A 17,563-nucleotide genomic window follows, 5' to 3' on the forward strand; every position below is an offset into this window, starting at 1 on the left:
TTTCGCTGGTTTCACGCCGACGGTGGGTTAGTCAGCTGTTGCACCAGCAAATTGAAGATCAGGAAATCGTTTCCGTCTGGAGTGCCTTGATGGCTGACTATCTCAAACAATGCTGTGGCGGAATTGGCGGTGAAGTCGCCCTGCAAGGTGTAATTCTGTTGTCTGCCAAGCGTGAACAACGGTGTATTTAGCATATTGCCCGCGCGCAAATTTATTACGGGCAAATGCCGCCCTCCCGACCCCGTAAAATCGCCTACTTGCGCTACGAAGCGATAGCTTGCTCCGACAACAAGCTGCAAATATTTGTACAGAATGGCTCCGGCATAGTTACGGCCCGCAGGTGTGATGTTCCAGAACGCCTGTGTATAGGTATGGGCCGCGAGGTATCCAGTTGCGCCACCTGGCCCAATACTCCAGCCGTTGAAGCCGCCGACGAAGCTGGTGTCGTCATAAAGATCCGGGCGAATGGTGACAACCCAGGGAGCGGATATCAGTTGCCCATCGGGAGTTTTCGCCGTTAATACATGGCGACCCAATCCGATATTGACGTTCGTACGCCAAAGTCCTGAAGACTCCACATCAAAAATACCTAACAGGTTGTCGCCGTTGAACAAATGAACTTTGCTTGCGGGCGTTGCCGTGCCGACCAATTGTGGTGACGTGGCATCGCAGGCACCACCGTTCGCAACGGGCCCGGTAATGGCGCCCTGATTGTCTATTAATTGTGTGATCGCCGGTCTCGCCAGTATTTGCGTTTTGATCGTCAATTCACGCACAGGGAAAAAGGTATCGACGCCGCCCCGATCACTGTAGTTGGCGACTGACAGGCCGAAGACCTGTGTGCCGTCTTTATATTTTTTCAGTTCTTCCCGACTGATCGTTCCCTTCAAGCCTTCTCGCTCATGGGTGGCGTTGATCACTGCATCGAAAAGCATGATGACGTGCTCGTCATCGCTCATGGCAACGCGCATACGGGTACCGATGGCTTGAAACAGGTACGGCGGCAATATCCAGTGTGCGTCGCCGCTGAAGTTATTGAGGTCGAGTACGCCTCCCTTGGCTTCCTCGATGCTCATTTGCGGGAAGTTGATTTGCGGGTTGGCGACGGGGAGTACCTCATAGCGGCTGACACCGGAAGGCTGGTCGGGTTTGCCACTCTCGGTTTTCACACAACTGATTTTGATGTAACTGCCAATATTGGCGGGGATAGCCGTCGGCGGCAGGTCGAATAGCAGTTCACCACTGTTGTTACCCGGTTTTGACGTAATGACCGGGCTGCCGAAACCTGCACGCCCTCTGATCGTCAGGGTGTAGGTTTTTCTCGGATTCATGGCCGGGTCGCTGACCCGCACGGTCGCGGTGTTGCGAGTGTCCAGTGGCTGAACCCGATTTCCGGGCAGTGCTTGTACCAGGAGTGGAGCCGGTAATTCGGCTGCGGCGCCGATAGTGATTTTCAGCGATCCGGACTGCACCACGGTTTTGCCGGGATTTTCGATCTTGTAAAGCACGGTCAGCGGGCAGCTCTCGAACCGGTCGATGTATTCGCCGGTTACGGTAAAGATCACAGGTTGCGTGATGTCATTGATGATCTGGCTAAAGATGTACAGGTTCTCGACACCATTGGACAAGGTGACTTGCCAATACAGGCTTACGGTCGCTCCCTCGAGCAGCGGCCAGTAGGTGGGGATGTGCACATGGGCCGGCGAGGTGTCAGCGGGCAGTTCGTTACCTTGCTGTTCCTCAATGGTGGGAGCCGCGGCGGGGAGGGACGTGCCGCTGATGGTGACTGTGGTGCATTTTGAATGCTGCGTGATGCCACCGCTCAACTTGGTGTAACTGAGTACCATCGACGCACGGATGCCGTTCTGAATGAACGAATTCTCAAGAGGAATTCGCAGCGAACGTGATGTGCCTTTCACGTCCTCTTTGATAATGCGCTCCAGCCGATCACCCACCGAGGTAAACAGGACAACGGTAAGGTTGATAATGTCACCGGACTTGAACTGACCCGTGATCACTACGGTTGCCGACCCGCCGTCCAGTGCGTCGTGATCGAGATTGTCTTCGGCATCCGATTCATCAACCAATGGTGCTGCGAGCAACACCGTGTTCGGCTTCAAGGCAAGCGAAACGGCCGATGACCAGCCGCTGCCGTTTTCCACGATATCGACAATCTCGTAAGTGATCGCCACCTTGTCGGTGTCGGGCAATGTTTTTAGAAATCCCGGTGTCAGTTCAAACAGCACATCACCCAATGCAGTCACTTCCAGGCTCAGTTCGCGCGGGCCTATCGCCAGGTAGATCAAATCGCCGATGGCTTGGTACAAATACTGCGGAATCGTGACGAACATGCCGTTTTCAATAACGGTTTTGTCGATGACGGTTTCCGAGGGCACTGGCAGAGCCAGTCCCTGGTTGTTCGGCAGGTCGTGTCGGGTATCGAGTTCGCCGGGACCAAAAGGTTTGTACAGGAGCGGCAGGGGAGGGAAGTTTCGCTCGTTCTCGCTAACCCGCTGAATGCTGCAGAAGAGCTCAAGCGTTTCGGGAATCGGCACAGGCGTCGCATACATCTGTTCGAGAAACGCGACTGGAATATAAAACGGTACCAGTTGGTTTATATACGCGCCAACGGGAAAAGGTCCGGCAACCAGCGTTGGACGGGTCCCAAGGTACACACGCAACTGGTCGGTGCTGTCCATGTTCAGGTACGGAAAAACATAGCCGAGCAAACCTCGGCGGTCGCTGTTGACCATGTTTCGGTTAACGCCAGCGATATCCCCGGACAGCGACTTGTAACCTGGAATGAATGGAGGGTAATCCGTCAGAATTCTTACCGGATCCGGGTCGGTGGAGAAAATCAGCACTTGCGTCAGGTTATTGCTATTGGTTGACAAGTCGTTCATTTCCGGTGACTCCCTGTGGGATTGAAGCGCTCAATATTCAGCTACGGCTCTGAACCCTGATATTGAGCACTGCGGAAATTGTCTTGCCTACTGTCATACCTGACAGGTTGGACACATTGCCCGATGAGCGGTCATTCGCTAGGTGGCTGTCATTTTGAGTATTGTTGTGCGCTAGGTAATCCGCGTCGTCGTGGTAGGTTTGCGTATCACTGACTCCAGCGTGTTGTATGAATCGACCCTGGCGAATCGAGCGAATAGCTGACGTTATCGATGTAGAGCGAGCCCTTGACCTGAAGAGGGTCAGAGGGAAAGGACACTTGCAACTCGACTTCTACGACACCGGTCAGCATGACGCCCGAATAGATGAAGGACTTCTGCTTGGGTTTCAACCACCAGTTCCCCACGTCGAATTGAACAAGTTTGCCGTCTGCGTTATAGCCTGAGATGAAAAAAAACAGAATCGGGTGGGTATCGATGTTCGGCGGATCCTGATGATATTCGGCCCCGGGCGCGGAGGCATCGACCTTGATCGTAAAAGCACCGGGCGGGGCGGTGAATTTGTTCAACAGTACGACGCCGGTGTCCACACCGGGCAGCACCTTCGCTTGAGCACTGAGATTATGCTGAACGACACTCGCCTTGCCTTGGAATACGTGGACCTCCCAAGGCGCAAACTTGCCAGTGCTGAAGTTGCCGTTTTGAAGAAAGTTTTTACTCATGTCGGTCATCCCGTGCTCGTATCGACGGTTCACCATGATTTCCGTCGCCGAACCATTGGCTACGCAAACACCCGACTGCGCTACTGTCAGATCTGACAGTAGCGACGGACGGTCGATGGATTTTCGTTCAAACGTCTTCAAAAAAACTCAAAACCGCCGATTGCTTGCCAATCTTCGAATACGGCAGGGTGGCATCGTCGGCGTGGGTCAGGAAGCGGTGCTCGCGCAGTTTCAGGTGCGCGGTTTCGAACCGGCGAAACGGAGCTGTTGCACTGCGGTAATGAAAATGCGCGTACCACAACGGAGCGGCAGGCTGCGCGAAGAGATTCCATATCTCGTATTCCTGCATGTAGTCCGGATGGCCTTGGTGCCTGCCCAAGTGTTTGATCGCTTGGGTGCGGCGTATCTCCACGGCATGCTGGCCGATGAGGTCGTAGAGCATGCCGTCGGTAGGCTGCTGGCTGGTCAGTGAGCGTTCGGTACGCAGGGTGCGCCCGGCCACTTTCAGTTCAGCGGCCTGATCGCGCAACGTCTGGATGATCGGGTGCTGCGCAGACTTGGCGGCGATGCGCTCGGCACGGGTGCTGAGTTCGGCGGCCTGACTGTCCAGCATGTGTTGCAGGTCGACGGGGAGCATGCCCGTATCGGCGTTTCTCAAAACCGTTGAGCGGTAGCTCGGGACGTTATCCAGACGCTGCCGGGCTTCGTCCACCAAGCTTGCCAGGCTCAATGTGGCGGGCGAACGGGCGGCTATGATCTGCGGGTTGAGCAGAATGATGGTGCCGTCACCCCGGTGTTCCCAGATTTCCTCATGGCCACCAGGCCCTGTGCATTTGTAGCGGCGGGTCTGGGTCACGTTATCCCACTGTTCGAAGCCATGGCGCAGTTGATTGTCTGCGGTCATGAATACGCGCTGCAGAGGTTGCTCCGCGACCCTTGGTACCGGCGCCGGCGGCTTGTTGATCCCGGCGCGCGCACGATCGGCCAAACGGTCAATGCCGTCGAGCAAGGGCGCGACCACTTCCTGATGGAAGAATTGCGGGTAACTGGCAGTCCACACGCCCATCTCGCGACGAAAGCGCTCGCTCAGGTCCACACATTCCTGAAGCATCTGGTTGCGTTGGGCGGTGGTGGCAGCGATATTCGGCAGATCGTACTGGCGGTACAGGACGCGATCGATGTCCAGTCGAAGCGGATCGGCAAGCCCGAGAAAATACAGCCACGACGCATCGTCGGGATCGCCGGCCTTCTTGACGATTTCCAGGCGTTGCGAGGTCTTCAGGTAGAGCAGGACGGCATCGCTGTGACGGGTGTTGATGTCCTCGATGTACGCCGAGATCTTCGGTCGGTCTTTGGCCAGCATGCGCTCATACCAGTGATTGACCTGCGCCTTGAACGCCTCCATCTCGTCGAGCTTTTTCACGATCTCGATACGCAGTCCGCGTATTTCTTCCATGATGCTCAAACGTTGCGCCAGGGTACCGAGAGGCAAGGCCTTGCGGGTCTCCTTCAGCTCCTTGATTTTCAGGGTCATCGCATGAACATTGTGCGAGGCGTGAAGAGCGCGGCGCCGATAGCGATCGGTTAAAAGCCATGCGCTCTTGCCTTGCATGCCGACGACTTCCTTGAGTTTTCTGCCGTGGGTCAGCTCGGTCAGTTCGGTCAACGTTTGATAGCGCCGCTCGGCCAGGCGGATATCGTTAACGCAAACGGCTTCGAGTTCCGGCCACAGGGCCGGGCGGTCTTCTATTGCGGTGACGCGGTAGGCGTTGAGCACCCGATCGCTGTTGGTTCCGGCGACCTGCATTTGATCGGCCAGATCATCCGCGGCGGCGGTCAATTGATGCTGGCGGCGGAAGTTGCGATCCGCCAGCCAGCGCGGCAGGCGTTGGCGAATCACCGGCGGCCAGTAGGGATCCAGCGTATCGGCCACGCGCCCGACGACGTTGCCGCCACCGGCCAGACCGCCGTCAAAGGTTGTGCCGTAGACGCCGAACCACGTATCCCAATGCCCGGTTTCATCCAGCACGATCGGTTGCTTGTAGGTTTTTCGCGAGTTGCCGAACAGGCGCCACTGGCGCGAGTCCTTGCTCAGCTCAACCTGGTAAAGGCGGCCCTGACGCTCGATGAAGTCGCCGTCGGCATGCCGGTAGACACCACGGTAGACACCATGACTGGACGGCTCTGTGCCAGCGAGGGAAATCGGTTTTTCATATTCGTAATCCTTGAAGCGTGCCAGCACATGCCGGGCCTGACGCTGCGTCCTGCCATGCAGCGCCGCCACGTTGCCGGTTAGCGTGTGAAGTTGACGAGCGCGGGTCAATGCGCGCGTGGTTCGGGACAGGGTCGAGGCCACCGCTTCGCCCGGGAGCAGGTCCATCAGTGCGTCAACCAGCGACAGCAGCATGGACTCGATTTCCGCCAGACCGTCAGCCACTTCGCCGCGCAAGAATGCTGTGACCGCCTGATTGGCGGCGGTCCAGGCCTGATACAGAGCCAGCACACTGCCGACAAAGGGCACCATGCCCAGCGCCATTTTTATGTAATTGAAGGCACGCGGGCCTTTCAAGGCGTAACGCTCGAAGAACAGTTCATCGTTGGAGCGCGAAGTGCCGCGATGGGCTTCGACCAGGCGTCCCATGTGCGCATCCAGCAGGTGCGCGGCCAGCGAAGTACTCGCCGGCCAGCGCGCGCCGACTTCGATAATGGCATCGAAGTTTTTCTCTACGGCCTGGCCGATTCGGCTGACATGTGCTCTGACGTTGCCCTGCAAGGCTTTGCCGGCGAAGTAGGCGATCCACTTGTCGCTGCTGCACAACCTGAACAGCCCTGTGCGCGCCGCTTCGAGGTTGTCGTAGCGACGGAAAAACTGTTCGTCATGGCTGTCGGGCAAGTACAGCAAGGTGACGCCGCTGATCTGTTCTTCGATGAAGCTGACGCCGGACAGGGTCACCGGGCCTTCGCCGGGGGTGTCCTTGCCACCGACTTTCAGCGACACCGGCAGCAGGACAATGCGCTTGCCGTCGGCTTGCCACGCTTCTGGGGTGCTGGCGTCGATGGCAATGTTGAGCAGCGCAGCTTCATCGCGGCTGAGGTGTTTTTGCAGCCGCGCATTTTCACTCTGAATCCTGAGCATCAGACGCCATGGCTCGATCAGGCTTTCGCGGCGATGCTGTTTGACGAACGCGGACTCACGGGCCGCGCCGTGGAACGCGTCGCGGATCTTCTGTTCGTAGGCCTTGGGCAGGTCCAGTTCCGGCAGGACTTTGCGCAGATAGGTCAGGTTGATGCCATTGAGCAGGCGCGTGCGATCGTTTTTCAGCGTCGCGCTCACTTTCGGGCGCAGGAATACCAGACGTTGCGACAGCGCGTCATTGAGTACCGATTGCACATTATCGATATTGAGCTGTGCCAGATCCTCCAGGGACATTTTGCTGCTGGTTTTGCTGGGTACAATCACTGTTTCCGAACTGACACCCCCCGGTCCGGACTGGCGGACCTGTTCGGTTTTGGTCGAGTCGGGCAGTTCGATCTGTACGGAAAAATGCCCCTCAAGCGCAAAGTCCTTGCGCAGTCGCGCGTGCAGATGTCGGCGGGTGAAGTCATCCCGGGGTTCCAGCGCGAGGGTCATCAGGGTGTGGCTGTGATGCATCGCCGCGATGTACGCCTTGATGTTCTGTTTGAGCCCGCTACGTTCGACGTTCTTGAGTTTGATCAGCCAGTCCGGCAACTGGCGGGCAAGGGTGGCGCTGCGTTCCTGTTCATGCAAGTGGGCAAAAGACAGGCTTCTGGCCGCGTGAACCGGCACCTGAAGATTGGCCAGACAACCTTGGCGCAGCGTTTCCAATGCATCAGCCTGTTCAGGTTTGGCGCGCAGGTCTTTGGCTTTGGTTTCGAAGCCGGCAATCAGCTCATTGAGGCAGTGGTGCAGCGGATCCGTGGTCAGCAGATTCAGCTGCAAGGTCAGTTCGCTGTCCGGGTGGTGAATCTTGAACAGCTCGCGCTCCAGTGCGCGGCGGTCTGCAAAGCGTTGCAGGCCACCGCCGGTGCCGGGCCAGTAGAGCAACAGGCTGGCGCTCGATGCGTGGTCCGCGAGGGCCGCCTGGCGTGTGATCACCAGCGCGCCTCTCAGCGTTTCACTTTGCGTGGTGGTGACCTCGTCCTTTGTTGCGGTCAGCGACAAGGTCAGGCTGGCAGCGCAAAATTCAGCGTCGCGTTCGGCGGCGACGGGGAGTTCCAGCACGGCTTTGAGCAGGTCGTGCTCGGCGCTGTCGAGTTGCCCGAGCGCCGTTTGCAATTGAGCTTCAGCGTGCAAGCCGTCCTCATGCGCCTGCTGGAGGGTTTTCAATGCCGTATTGAACGCGGTCATGTCCGAGGCGCTTTCGCGGTAAAGCACGGATGTGGCCGCAGTCTCGCCGGCCAGTTCGGCAGCCTCCAGCGCTTTGAGCAGGTCGTTGCACTGCCGGTAGCGGTAGCCGTCGCTGTCATTGGCCAGCAAGCGTTCGAACGCCTCGCGCTCACGCTTCAGCGCTGCCTGCCGTACGGACAGTGGAATACTGGCCGACAGACTGCCGAACAGGGGTTTTTCGTCCACCTCGATATCGCTGGCGGCCAGCACCGGTTTCGGCGGCGCAGCCACAATGACAGCGCTGCTGCGTTGATGATCGATCAGGTCGACATGGGCCAGTGATTGCGCACCGTGCTGGCTTATCCCGGGTTTACCTTTGTTGGTGTTGCGCAAGGCATCCAGTTGGGCGTGTTGTCGGTCGGCGAACAGATCGCTTGCCCCTGTGACCATCGGGTCTTGCGCAGCGCTGTAATCAAAGCGCTGGATGTCCTTGGGCAGACCAGTGGGGATCTGCACCTGGCCAGTCAGCCAGGTTTGCAGGTCTGCGCGGTTCTTGAAGGCCTGGATCGCTACCGGCCTGCCCGGCAGATACAGCAACGGTCCCGCCGTGGCCGGATCGCCCGCGCTGATGACCCACGCTCCCGGTAGTTTGACTTTGCTGCCGTTGCTCAGCACCAGTGCCGGTTTTTCCGTGTGGATGGATTGACCGTCGATGGTCAGTGCACCGGCACCTGAATCGATGATCTGTTGCAGAAGTTTGAATTGCGCAGCGGTAATGGCTTTGTGGGCGAGGGCGGTGTGCGCAGTGGCTTCGAAATGCGCACGGTATAGCTGCGTGGCGCGGGTGCTGCGTGATATCGGCGTGTGTGGTGCGCGTGCTTCCCAGAATGATCGCCAGCGCGTGGCGTGGCTCTGTTTGGGGTCGAGCGATTTGAGCTGTTCAAGGAGTTGCAGCGGTTTCAACGCGTACAACGGGTGATTTTTGCTGATGCCGGTAACGTGACAACGCTGATCCAGATCTGATTCCAGCGTCGGGTGCTGAACGACAAAGGCACAGGCATCGGTGAGCCTGACGATGCATTCCGCTTGCCCATCGGTGGCAGTAAAGTGCAGCGTGGTTTTCTCACCGTCCAGTTGCAGGTGTTGTCGCAGTAGCTCATTGACCGTGTCGCGCAAGGCAGGACTGGTGCTAAACAACTCGCGCAACCCTTCGCTGCTGGCGCGCCAGCGCTGGCTGGCCTGCAATAACAGGCTGACATCGGTCACTGCCGGCAAATGCTCGGCTACCGTCGGCAGCGGGGAGGGGGCGGAGGGGTCATCCAGAATAATTCGATCGGGCATGTGGCGGACTCGCAGTGGAGCGGGAAATCCGCTCCGTGAACGCGTCATTCAAGAGAAATCGCGCAAGGCGATGGCGGTACATAGATATTGTTTGCAACGTGCCTGCATGACCGCTCGGCAGTCTTCATCAAACTGTCATCGAACTGTGGCAGCGCGCTTGTACAAACTTCATCAGACTCGCGCTCTACTGGGGTTCTGCGTTTCGGTGTTTTTCATGGCTAAGGGTTTATTTTCTGTCGCGGCTTTGTTGGCCGCGATTTTTTTCGCTCCGTCGTCGTTTGCGGCGGCGCGCTGCGATGTGAATGTGCCGACCGAGCATGTCGATCTGCAGCAGGTGAGCCTTGCTTACCAGAGTATTGGCCGCGCGTCGGACCCGGCGTTGTTGCTGGTCATGGGCCTGGGTGGACAGTTGATCCACTGGCCGGATGAAGTGGTGGTCGCGCTGTGTCAGCAGGGCTTTCGGGTGATTCGCTATGACAACCGCGATGTCGGCCTGTCGACCTGGCGTCGGGCGCCGGCTGAAGCCAATCTGACCTTTGAAGTGCTGCGTTACAAGCTCGGTCTGCCAGTGGCAGCGCCGTACAGCCTGACCGACATGGCTGACGACGCGCTGGGTTTGATGGACGCGTTGCACGTCGAGCAGTTTCACGTTCTGGGCGCGAGCATGGGCGGGATGATCGCCCAGCACATGGCGGCGATGGCGCCGCAAAGGGTCGAAAGCCTGACGTTGATCATGACCAGTTCCGGTGCCGAAGGTTTGCCAGCACCGAGTGCAGCGCTGGTGCAACTTCTATCGCGACGCGGCGCACCGAATCGTCAGGTGGCACTGGAGCAACAGGCGGATTTGCTCGCGGCACTGGGCAGCCCGGCGGTCACCGATGATCGGCAGGTCTTGTTGCATCAGGCGGCGCTGTCGTACGACCGTGCGTTCAACCCCGAGGGCGTGAAACGGCAGATCATGGCGATCCTCGCCGAGCCGAGTCGGGTGGCATTACTCAACCAGTTGCGTGTGCCGACGCTGGTGGTGCATGGCACGGCGGATCCGTTGCTGCCGGTGATGCACGGCGTGCATCTGGCGGCGCATATTCGCGGCAGCCAGTTGAAGCTGATTCCGGGGTTGGCCCATCGTTTTCAGGAGGCATTCAAGGAACCGTTACTGGCGGCGGTGCTGCCGTATTTGCAGGCGCATCGTGAAGACACCTCGCATTGGGCGCAGATCGAGCCGGTGGTGGGCGCGAATCTGCTGTAGCCGAGGTATTTGTGTTGTCTGAGCGGGCCTCTTCGCGAGCAGGCTCGCTCCCACTGAGGAACGCACTCCAAGGGTGGGAGCGAGCCTGCTCGCGAAGGGGGCCGCTATGGTCACCAAAAAATCTGGCGCAGGTGTATCGTGCAAACTTTCCCGCACGATTTCCCCAGCGAGGTATTTGATGAATTCCGCTCTGAAAATCGACTTTGTCAGCGACGTGTCCTGCCCTTGGTGCGTCGTCGGTTTGTATGGCCTGTTACAGGCACTGGAAATTCTGCGCAACGAAGTGCAGGCCGAGATCCGGTTTCAGCCGTTCGAGCTCAATCCGAAAATGGCCGCCGAAGGGCAGAACATTGCCGAGCACATTCAAGAGAAATACGGCTCGACCCCGGAGCAGTCGCAGAAGAACCGCGAAGCGATCCGCGCCCGTGGCGCCGAGCTGGGGTTTGCCTTTCGCACTGATGGCAACAGCCGCATCTACAACACTTTTGATGCACACCGCTTGCTGCATTGGGCGGGGCTTGAAGGTGTGCAGCTACCGTTGAAAGAGGCGCTGTTCAAGGCGTATTTCAGTGATGGCGGCAATCCGTCGGATCACCGGCAACTGGTGCAGATTGCGGAAAATGTCGGGCTGGATCGTCAGCGTGCCGAGGCCGTTCTGGGTTCCGACGAGTTTGCCGATGAGGTGCGCGAGGAAGAGCAGCAGTGGCTGCAGCGTGGGGTGAGTTCGGTGCCGACGGTAGTGTTCAACGGGCAGTATGCGGTGACGGGTGGACAGCCGGTGGAGACGTTTGTCGGGGCGATTCGGCAGATTATGGCGGAGTCCAAGGGCGGGACCGTCAACTGAAGAGCAAAAGCCCCTCACCCTAGCCCTCTCCCAGAGGGAGAGGGGACTGATTGGGGGATGTTGGAGTGATACGCCGACCTGAGCGTGTTGTACCGAATCCATAATCGACTCGGTTTTTCAGGTCGATGTCAGACGCGAGACACTGTGGTCGGCTCCCTCTCCCTCCGGGAGAGGGCTGGGGTGAGGGTGGCTTTTGACCTTAGCTGTGCAGGCGAACCCAAACAGTCACCAAAACAGTGGCAGCCATCAGCCACGCCACCGCCGCCACCGCCAGCGATGCCTCCAGCCGCATCCGATCGACCATCACATACAACGTCGCCAGATACACAAAGTACGGAATGATCGACCACATCCCGAACACGATCGTGGTCTTCAAATCCTCAATCGAACGCCCCTTGCCGACGATGTAATGCGCAATCAGCGCAAACGTCGGAAACAGCGGCACCAGCCCGGCGATGTAATAGTTTCTGGTTTTCGACAGCGCCGCGATGATCAGTACTACCGCGGCGCCCAACAGGGCTTTGAAAAACAGATCCATCAGTGGCTCAACCCGTACTTTTTCACTTTGTCGAACAGCGTGGTCTTGGCCATGCCCAGCTCAAGACTCGCCTGAGTCAGGTTGCCACCGCTGCGTTGCAGGGCATCGCTGAGCAGGTTGCGTTCGAACGCTTCCACCGCTTCGGCGAACGCCAGGCCTTGGCCAGCGCTGCCGGCGCCGGACTTTTTGAACGCCGGCAGACCGAGGGCAAAACGTTCGGCAACGTTGCGCAGTTCACGCACGTTGCCCGGCCAGTCGTGGCTCATCAGGTTCGACAGGGTCTGGTTATCCAGCTCCGGCAGCGCGCGATCAAAGCGCAGCGCCGACTGCTGGGTGAAGTGTTCGAACAGTTGCAGGATGTCTTCGCGGCGTTCGCGCAGGGGCGGCAATTCCAGCGTTACCACGTTGAGGCGGTAGTACAAGTCGCTGCGGAACTCGCCGGCCTTGCTTGATGCGTCGAGGTCGGATTTGGTCGCCGCGATCACCCGGCAATCGACCGCCACGCTCTGGTTCGAGCCGAGGCGCTCGAGGGTACGTTCCTGCAACACGCGCAGTAGTTTGATCTGCAACGGCAGCGGCATGCTTTCCACTTCGTCGAGGAACAGCGTGCCGCCGTCGGCGTGTTCGATCTTGCCGATCCGGCGTTTGCCGGCGCCGGTAAACGCGTTGGCCTCGTGGCCGAAAATCTCGCTTTCGAAGAGGTTTTCCGGCAGACCGCCGCAGTTCAGCGCAACGAATTGTTTGCCGTGGCGACGACTGAAATCGTGCAGGCAACGCGCGACCAGTTCTTTACCGGTGCCGGTCTCGCCCTCGATCAACACGTTGGCCGAGGTGTCGGCGACGTTGGCGATCAGTTCGCGCAGGTTCTGCATGGCTGGCGAGCGGCCGATGATCCGTCCTTCCAGGGAGTCACGCTCGGCCAATTGCCGACGCAGCGAAGACACTTCCCGAGCCAGACTGCGTTGCTCCAGCGCCCGTCGCGCAACGTCGACCAGACGCTCCGGCGAGAACGGTTTTTCCATGAAGTCGTAGGCGCCTTTCTGCATCGCGCCGACGGCCATGGAAATGTCGCCGTGGCCGGTGATCAACACCACCGGCAGGCTGCGATCGCGCTGCTTGAGGCGGGTCAGCAGTTCCAGGCCATCGATGCCCGGCAGGCGGATATCGCTGATGACGATACCGGCAAAGTTGTCGCCGACACGTTCCAGCGCTTCCTCGGCACTGCCGACGCCGACGCAGGGAATGTCTTCCAGGGTCAGCGCCTGCTGGCAGCCGAGCAGCACATGGGGGTCGTCTTCGACGATCAGCACACTAAGGTCGTGGTTCATATTGGCTCGGCAGGAGTAGGGCTTACCAACGGTAAACTGAGGACGAAGGTGGTGCCACCGCTGGCCGGGTGTTCAACACCCAGGTGTCCGCCGGTGGCGGCCGCGAGGCTGGCGGAAAGGGTCAGGCCCAGGCCCAGGCCTTGTTCGCCGGGCTTGGTGGTGAAGAAAGGCTCGAACAGATGCTTGCGTGCTTCGGCGTCGATGCCGTGGCCGTTGTCGCGCACGCGCAGGCGATACTTGGCGTTGAACTCTTCGCCCTCCAGCCACAGTTCGGGCTGTGGTTGCGCCTGCATGGCGTCGAGGGCGTTGCCGATCAGGTTGACCAGAATCTGTTCGAGGCGGGTCTGGTCGATCTGCACTTGCACGTCGATGAACTGGCGGTGAATGTTCACCGCCGAACTCTCCAGGCGTGCACCGAGCAATTGCAGCGCTGCCTCTACGGCTTTGCCGAGGCTGGCCTGGCCCTGGTTGTCGCCGCGCCGGGCGAACGAACGCAGGCTGGCGGTGATCCGGCCCATGCGGTCGATCAGGTCATTGATGGTCTTGAGGTTGGTGCTGGCCACATCCAGCTGACCGCGCTCGAGAAAGCGTACGGTGTTGCCCGACAGCGTGCGCATCGCTGCCAGCGGCTGGTTCAGTTCGTGGGCAATGCTGGTCGACATCTGGCCGATGGCGGCGAGTTTGCCGGCCTGGACCAATTCATCCTGAGCGCGGCGCAAAGTCTCTTCGGCCTGACGACGTTCGCGGATCTGGCTCTTCAAACGTTCGTTGCTGGCGCGCAGGTCGGTGGTGCGTTCGGTAATCCGACGCTCCAGCTGATTGTTGGCTTCCTGCAAGGCTTCACGGGCCGCTAGGCGGGTGGCGATGACCTTGCGCCGCTCGTTCCAGGCGATCAGCAGAAAGGCCACCAACGCGAAGGCGACCGCGACCAGAATCCCTTGATTGATCGCTTCACGGCGCAGGTCCTGCAACGGCGTGAGCAGGGTGAAATTCCACGGTGTGTCGCTCAATTGCCGGGTTTGCGCGAGATAGCTGATGTTGTCTGCATCGGACTGCACTTCGCTGTTGGCCGGGAAGGTGAGTTTTTCCACGCCTTCCGACAATGTTTCCCGAGCCAGCGGTTGCAGTTCATTGAGCGGGAACCAGTAGTACTGCAGGCTGCGCGCGAGTTTTTCCTTGATTTCGTCGGTGAGCGGAATCACTGACTTGAGGCGTCGCGCCGGGTCACTGGAAAGAATGATGATGCCGTTTTCATCGCTGACGAACGCTTCGAGACGCGCGCGTTGCCAGCGTTCCTCCATGGCTTCCATGCGCACTTTGACCACCGCGACACCGATGATCTTGCCGTGCTCTTCGAGGCCGTGGGCGAGGTAGTAACCCGGTTCGCCGTTGGTGCTGCCGATGCCGTAGAACCGCCCGGGTTCGCCACGGATGGCTCTCTGGAAGTAGGCACGAAAGGACAGATCTTCACCGAGGTAACTGTCGACATCGCGCCAGTTGCTGGTGGCCATGACGCGGCCGGTAGTGTCCATGACGTAGATGGCCCGACTGCGGCTGCGCCGGTTCAGGCCTTCAAGGTAATCGTTGACCTTTTGCCGGTGCTCCGGGCTCGGGTCGGCTAGCAGCTGCGACACACTGGTTTCGAGTTCCAGCAGGCTGGGCAGGTAGGTGTATTTACTGATCTCGCTTTCGACCGCGCGGGCGTGCAGTTCGAGCTGGCGCTGGCCATTTTCGCCGAGGCTGCGAATGCCGAAATGCTCACTGGTCCAGAAGCCGATAAAACCCAACCCGATCATCAGGGCGATGATCAGTGGCGGCAGGAACAAATGACGAATCAGACGGGGCTTCACGGCAAGTGATGGCGGCGCGGCGCGATAGAGATTGGGGTCGCATTTCATCACAGTTGCCTTGGGTCAACCACCACAACAAACTTCACCTATCCCCTGTAGGAGCTGCCGCAGGCTGCGATCTTTTGATCTTTAAAAACAAAGTCAAAAGATCGCAGCCTGCGGCAGCTCCTACAGGGGGAGGCGGTGTTGCTTTTAGTGCTGCAGGATTTTCTCGAGGAAGTGCTGCGCGCGTTCCGAGCGGGCACTGATATCGCCGAAGAATTCCTCTTTCGGGCAGTCCTCGATGATCTTGCCGGCGTCCATGAAGATCACCCGATCAGCCACTTTACGGGCGAAGCCCATTTCGTGGGTCACGCACATCATGGTCATGCCTTCGTGGGCCAGTTGCACCATCACGTCGAGCACTTCGTTGACCATCTCCGGGTCGAGCGCTGAGGTCGGTTCGTCGAACAGCATGACGATCGGGTCCATTGCCAGCGCACGGGCGATCGCCACACGCTGTTGCTGGCCACCGGACAGTTGCCCCGGATGCTTGTGGGCGTGCGCCGACAGGCCTACGCGTTCGAGCAGTTGCAGACCTTTCTTGGTCGCCTCTTCCTTGCTGCGGCCCAATACCTTGATCTGCGCGATGGTCAGGTTCTCGGTGATGGTCAGGTGCGGGAACAGTTCGAAATGCTGGAACACCATGCCCACGCGCGAGCGCAGTTTCGGCAGGTTGGTCTTCGGGTCCGCAATCGACGTGCCGTCGACGACGATGTCGCCTTTCTGGAACGGCTCGAGCGCGTTGACGCATTTGATCAGGGTCGATTTGCCGGAACCCGACGGGCCGCAGACCACGATCACTTCGCCTTTTTTGACCTCGGTGCTGCAATCAGTCAGCACCTGGAAGTCGCCATACCACTTGTTGATGTTTTTGATAGAGATCATACGGCGAACCTTTTTTGCAGACGCTTGACCAGCAGCGAGGCGGCAAAGCTGATGATGAAGTAGACGACACCGGCGAAGATCAGGAACTCGTTGGAACGACCGATGATGTCGCCACTGGCGCGGGACGCGTTAAGGAAGTCAACCAGACCCACGGTGTAAACCAGCGAAGTGTCCTGGAACAGAATGATGCTCTGTTGCAGTAACAGCGGGGTCATTTTGCGGAAGGCCTGCGGCAGGATGATCAGACGCATCATCTGGCCGTAGCTCATGCCCAGCGCTTGCGCTGCGCCCATCTGGCCTTTGGGGATCGATTGCACGCCTGCCCGGACGATTTCGCAAAAATACGCCGCTTCGAACATCATGAACGCCACGATGCACGAGGTGAATGCGCCGATCGGTGTATCTTCGCCAGTGATCCAGCGCAGCACGAACGGCACCGCCAGATAGAACCAGGTGATCACCAGCAGCAGCGGGATCGAGCGGAAATAGTTGACGTACGCGCCGGCAACATTCGACAGCAGCTTGTTGTGCGACAGACGGCAGAGCGCGAGGATCGTGCCGAGAATGATCCCGCCGACCACACCCATGGCCATCAGCTTGAGGGTCATCACCATGCCGTTCCACAAACCGGGAATGGCCGGGACGATGCCACTGAAATCGAATTCCATTATTTACCCCCCACGGAAATCAGGCCGGGCACTGAGACTTTCTTCTCGACCATGCGCATCAGTAGCATCAGGCTCATGTTCAGGGTGAAGTAGATCAGGGTCGCCAGGGTGAACGCTTCAAACAGGTTGGCCGAGAACTCGGCAGTCTGTTTGGTTTGCGCGAGCAGCTCCATCAGGCCGATCAGCGAGGCCACGGAGGAGTTCTTGAAGACGTTGAGGAATTCCGAGGTAAGCGGCGGAATGATGATCCGGTAAGCCTGGGGCAGCAGCACATTCCAGTAGATCTGTGGCAGCTTGAAGCCCATGGCGCGGGCGGCGGATTCCTGGCCACGCGGCAGCGCCTGGATACCGGTGCGCACTTGTTCGCAGACACGGGCGGCGGTGAACAGACCCAGGCAAACGACTACGCTGAGGTAAGCCGAAGTGGTCGGGTTGAGGTCTTGCTTGTACCACTCCTGCAGATCCGGCGGCAGCAGGTCGGGCACCAGAAAGTACCAGATGAACAGCTGAACCAGCAGCGGCACGTTACGGAACAGCTCGACGTAGCACGTCGCGATACCCGACACGATACGGTTCGGCACGGTGCGCATGACGCCCAGTATCGAGCCCAGCAGCAGGGCGATGATCCAGGCCACGATGGCGATGGCGATGGTCCAGCCCAGACCGGAGATGAACCAGTCGAGATAGGTCTCGCTGCCCACGCCGGTGGACTTGAAGAACACGCCCCAGTCCCAGTTGTAATTCATTAGGGTCTCCCCTCGATTCGATCGATGTACAAGTGCCCGCTTGGGGAAACTCCGTTCCCTCCCTGACCTTGACGGTCAGGCACACGCGATCGGCTCGACAGC

At 59.1% G+C, this 17,563-nt stretch carries 11 protein-coding genes; 2 read left to right on the plus strand and 9 right to left on the minus strand.

All coding sequences use genetic code 11. From position 1 onward, the window contains the following. Window positions 1-11 precede the first annotated feature (11 nt). The 3 genes from ACOYXE_RS28705 to ACOYXE_RS28715 all read right to left on the minus strand — a co-directional run bounded on the left by ACOYXE_RS28705 (window position 12) and on the right by ACOYXE_RS28715 (window position 9,311). Window positions 12-2,903, minus strand: coding sequence for a hypothetical protein (locus ACOYXE_RS28705; RefSeq protein ID WP_460927167.1), 2,892 nt, complete (start codon window positions 2,901-2,903; stop codon window positions 12-14). Between the two features lie 206 nt (window positions 2,904-3,109). Then, complete coding sequence (locus tag ACOYXE_RS28710; protein ID WP_160059267.1) at window positions 3,110-3,763, minus strand: hypothetical protein; 654 nt, start codon at window positions 3,761-3,763, stop codon at window positions 3,110-3,112. Beyond that, window positions 3,750-9,311 (minus strand): dermonecrotic toxin domain-containing protein, encoded by a 5,562-nt coding sequence (locus ACOYXE_RS28715; protein ID WP_460927169.1) that lies wholly within the window; start codon window positions 9,309-9,311, stop codon window positions 3,750-3,752. Before ACOYXE_RS28715 ends, ACOYXE_RS28710 begins: the two co-directional genes overlap by 14 nt. Before the next feature lie 214 nt (window positions 9,312-9,525). On the opposite strand from ACOYXE_RS28715, the gene ACOYXE_RS28720 reads away from it, so the two are divergent. Continuing rightward, window positions 9,526-10,560, plus strand: coding sequence for an alpha/beta fold hydrolase (locus ACOYXE_RS28720; protein WP_160059265.1), 1,035 nt, complete (start codon window positions 9,526-9,528; stop codon window positions 10,558-10,560). A gap of 178 nt (window positions 10,561-10,738) precedes the next feature. Continuing rightward, window positions 10,739-11,404, plus strand: coding sequence for a DsbA family oxidoreductase (locus tag ACOYXE_RS28725; RefSeq protein WP_460927172.1), 666 nt, complete (start codon window positions 10,739-10,741; stop codon window positions 11,402-11,404). A gap of 199 nt (window positions 11,405-11,603) precedes the next feature. On the opposite strand, the gene ACOYXE_RS28730 is transcribed toward ACOYXE_RS28725, so the two are convergent. The 6 genes from ACOYXE_RS28730 to ACOYXE_RS28755 form a co-directional block, all read right to left on the minus strand. Beyond that, window positions 11,604-11,942 carry a GlpM family protein gene (locus ACOYXE_RS28730; protein WP_150794611.1) on the minus strand — a complete coding sequence of 113 codons (339 nt, stop codon included), beginning with the start codon at window positions 11,940-11,942 and terminating at the stop codon, window positions 11,604-11,606. Continuing rightward, a complete protein-coding gene (aauR, locus tag ACOYXE_RS28735; protein WP_460929897.1) occupies window positions 11,942-13,222 on the minus strand; it encodes a two-component response regulator AauR in 1,281 nt (426 codons plus the stop codon). The genes ACOYXE_RS28730 and aauR overlap by 1 nt, the downstream gene beginning before the upstream one ends. 44 nt (window positions 13,223-13,266) lie before the next feature. After that, window positions 13,267-15,168: a two-component sensor histidine kinase AauS gene (aauS, locus tag ACOYXE_RS28740; protein ID WP_405122960.1), complete on the minus strand. Its 1,902-nt coding sequence runs from the start codon at window positions 15,166-15,168 to the stop codon at window positions 13,267-13,269. Between the two features lie 144 nt (window positions 15,169-15,312). Beyond that, the gene (locus tag ACOYXE_RS28745) at window positions 15,313-16,047 is read right to left on the minus strand and encodes an amino acid ABC transporter ATP-binding protein (RefSeq protein ID WP_007916729.1); all 735 of its coding nucleotides are present in this window, start codon (window positions 16,045-16,047) and stop codon (window positions 15,313-15,315) included. Continuing rightward, on the minus strand, window positions 16,044-16,715 hold the full coding sequence (locus tag ACOYXE_RS28750; protein ID WP_095190467.1) for an amino acid ABC transporter permease: 672 nt from the start codon (window positions 16,713-16,715) through the stop codon (window positions 16,044-16,046). The genes ACOYXE_RS28745 and ACOYXE_RS28750 overlap by 4 nt, the downstream gene beginning before the upstream one ends. After that, on the minus strand, window positions 16,715-17,461 hold the full coding sequence (locus tag ACOYXE_RS28755) for an amino acid ABC transporter permease (RefSeq protein ID WP_160059260.1): 747 nt from the start codon (window positions 17,459-17,461) through the stop codon (window positions 16,715-16,717). The genes ACOYXE_RS28750 and ACOYXE_RS28755 overlap by 1 nt, the downstream gene beginning before the upstream one ends. Between the last annotated feature and the right edge of the window lie 102 nt (window positions 17,462-17,563).

Source organism: Pseudomonas sp. MC6 (assembly GCF_054790575.1).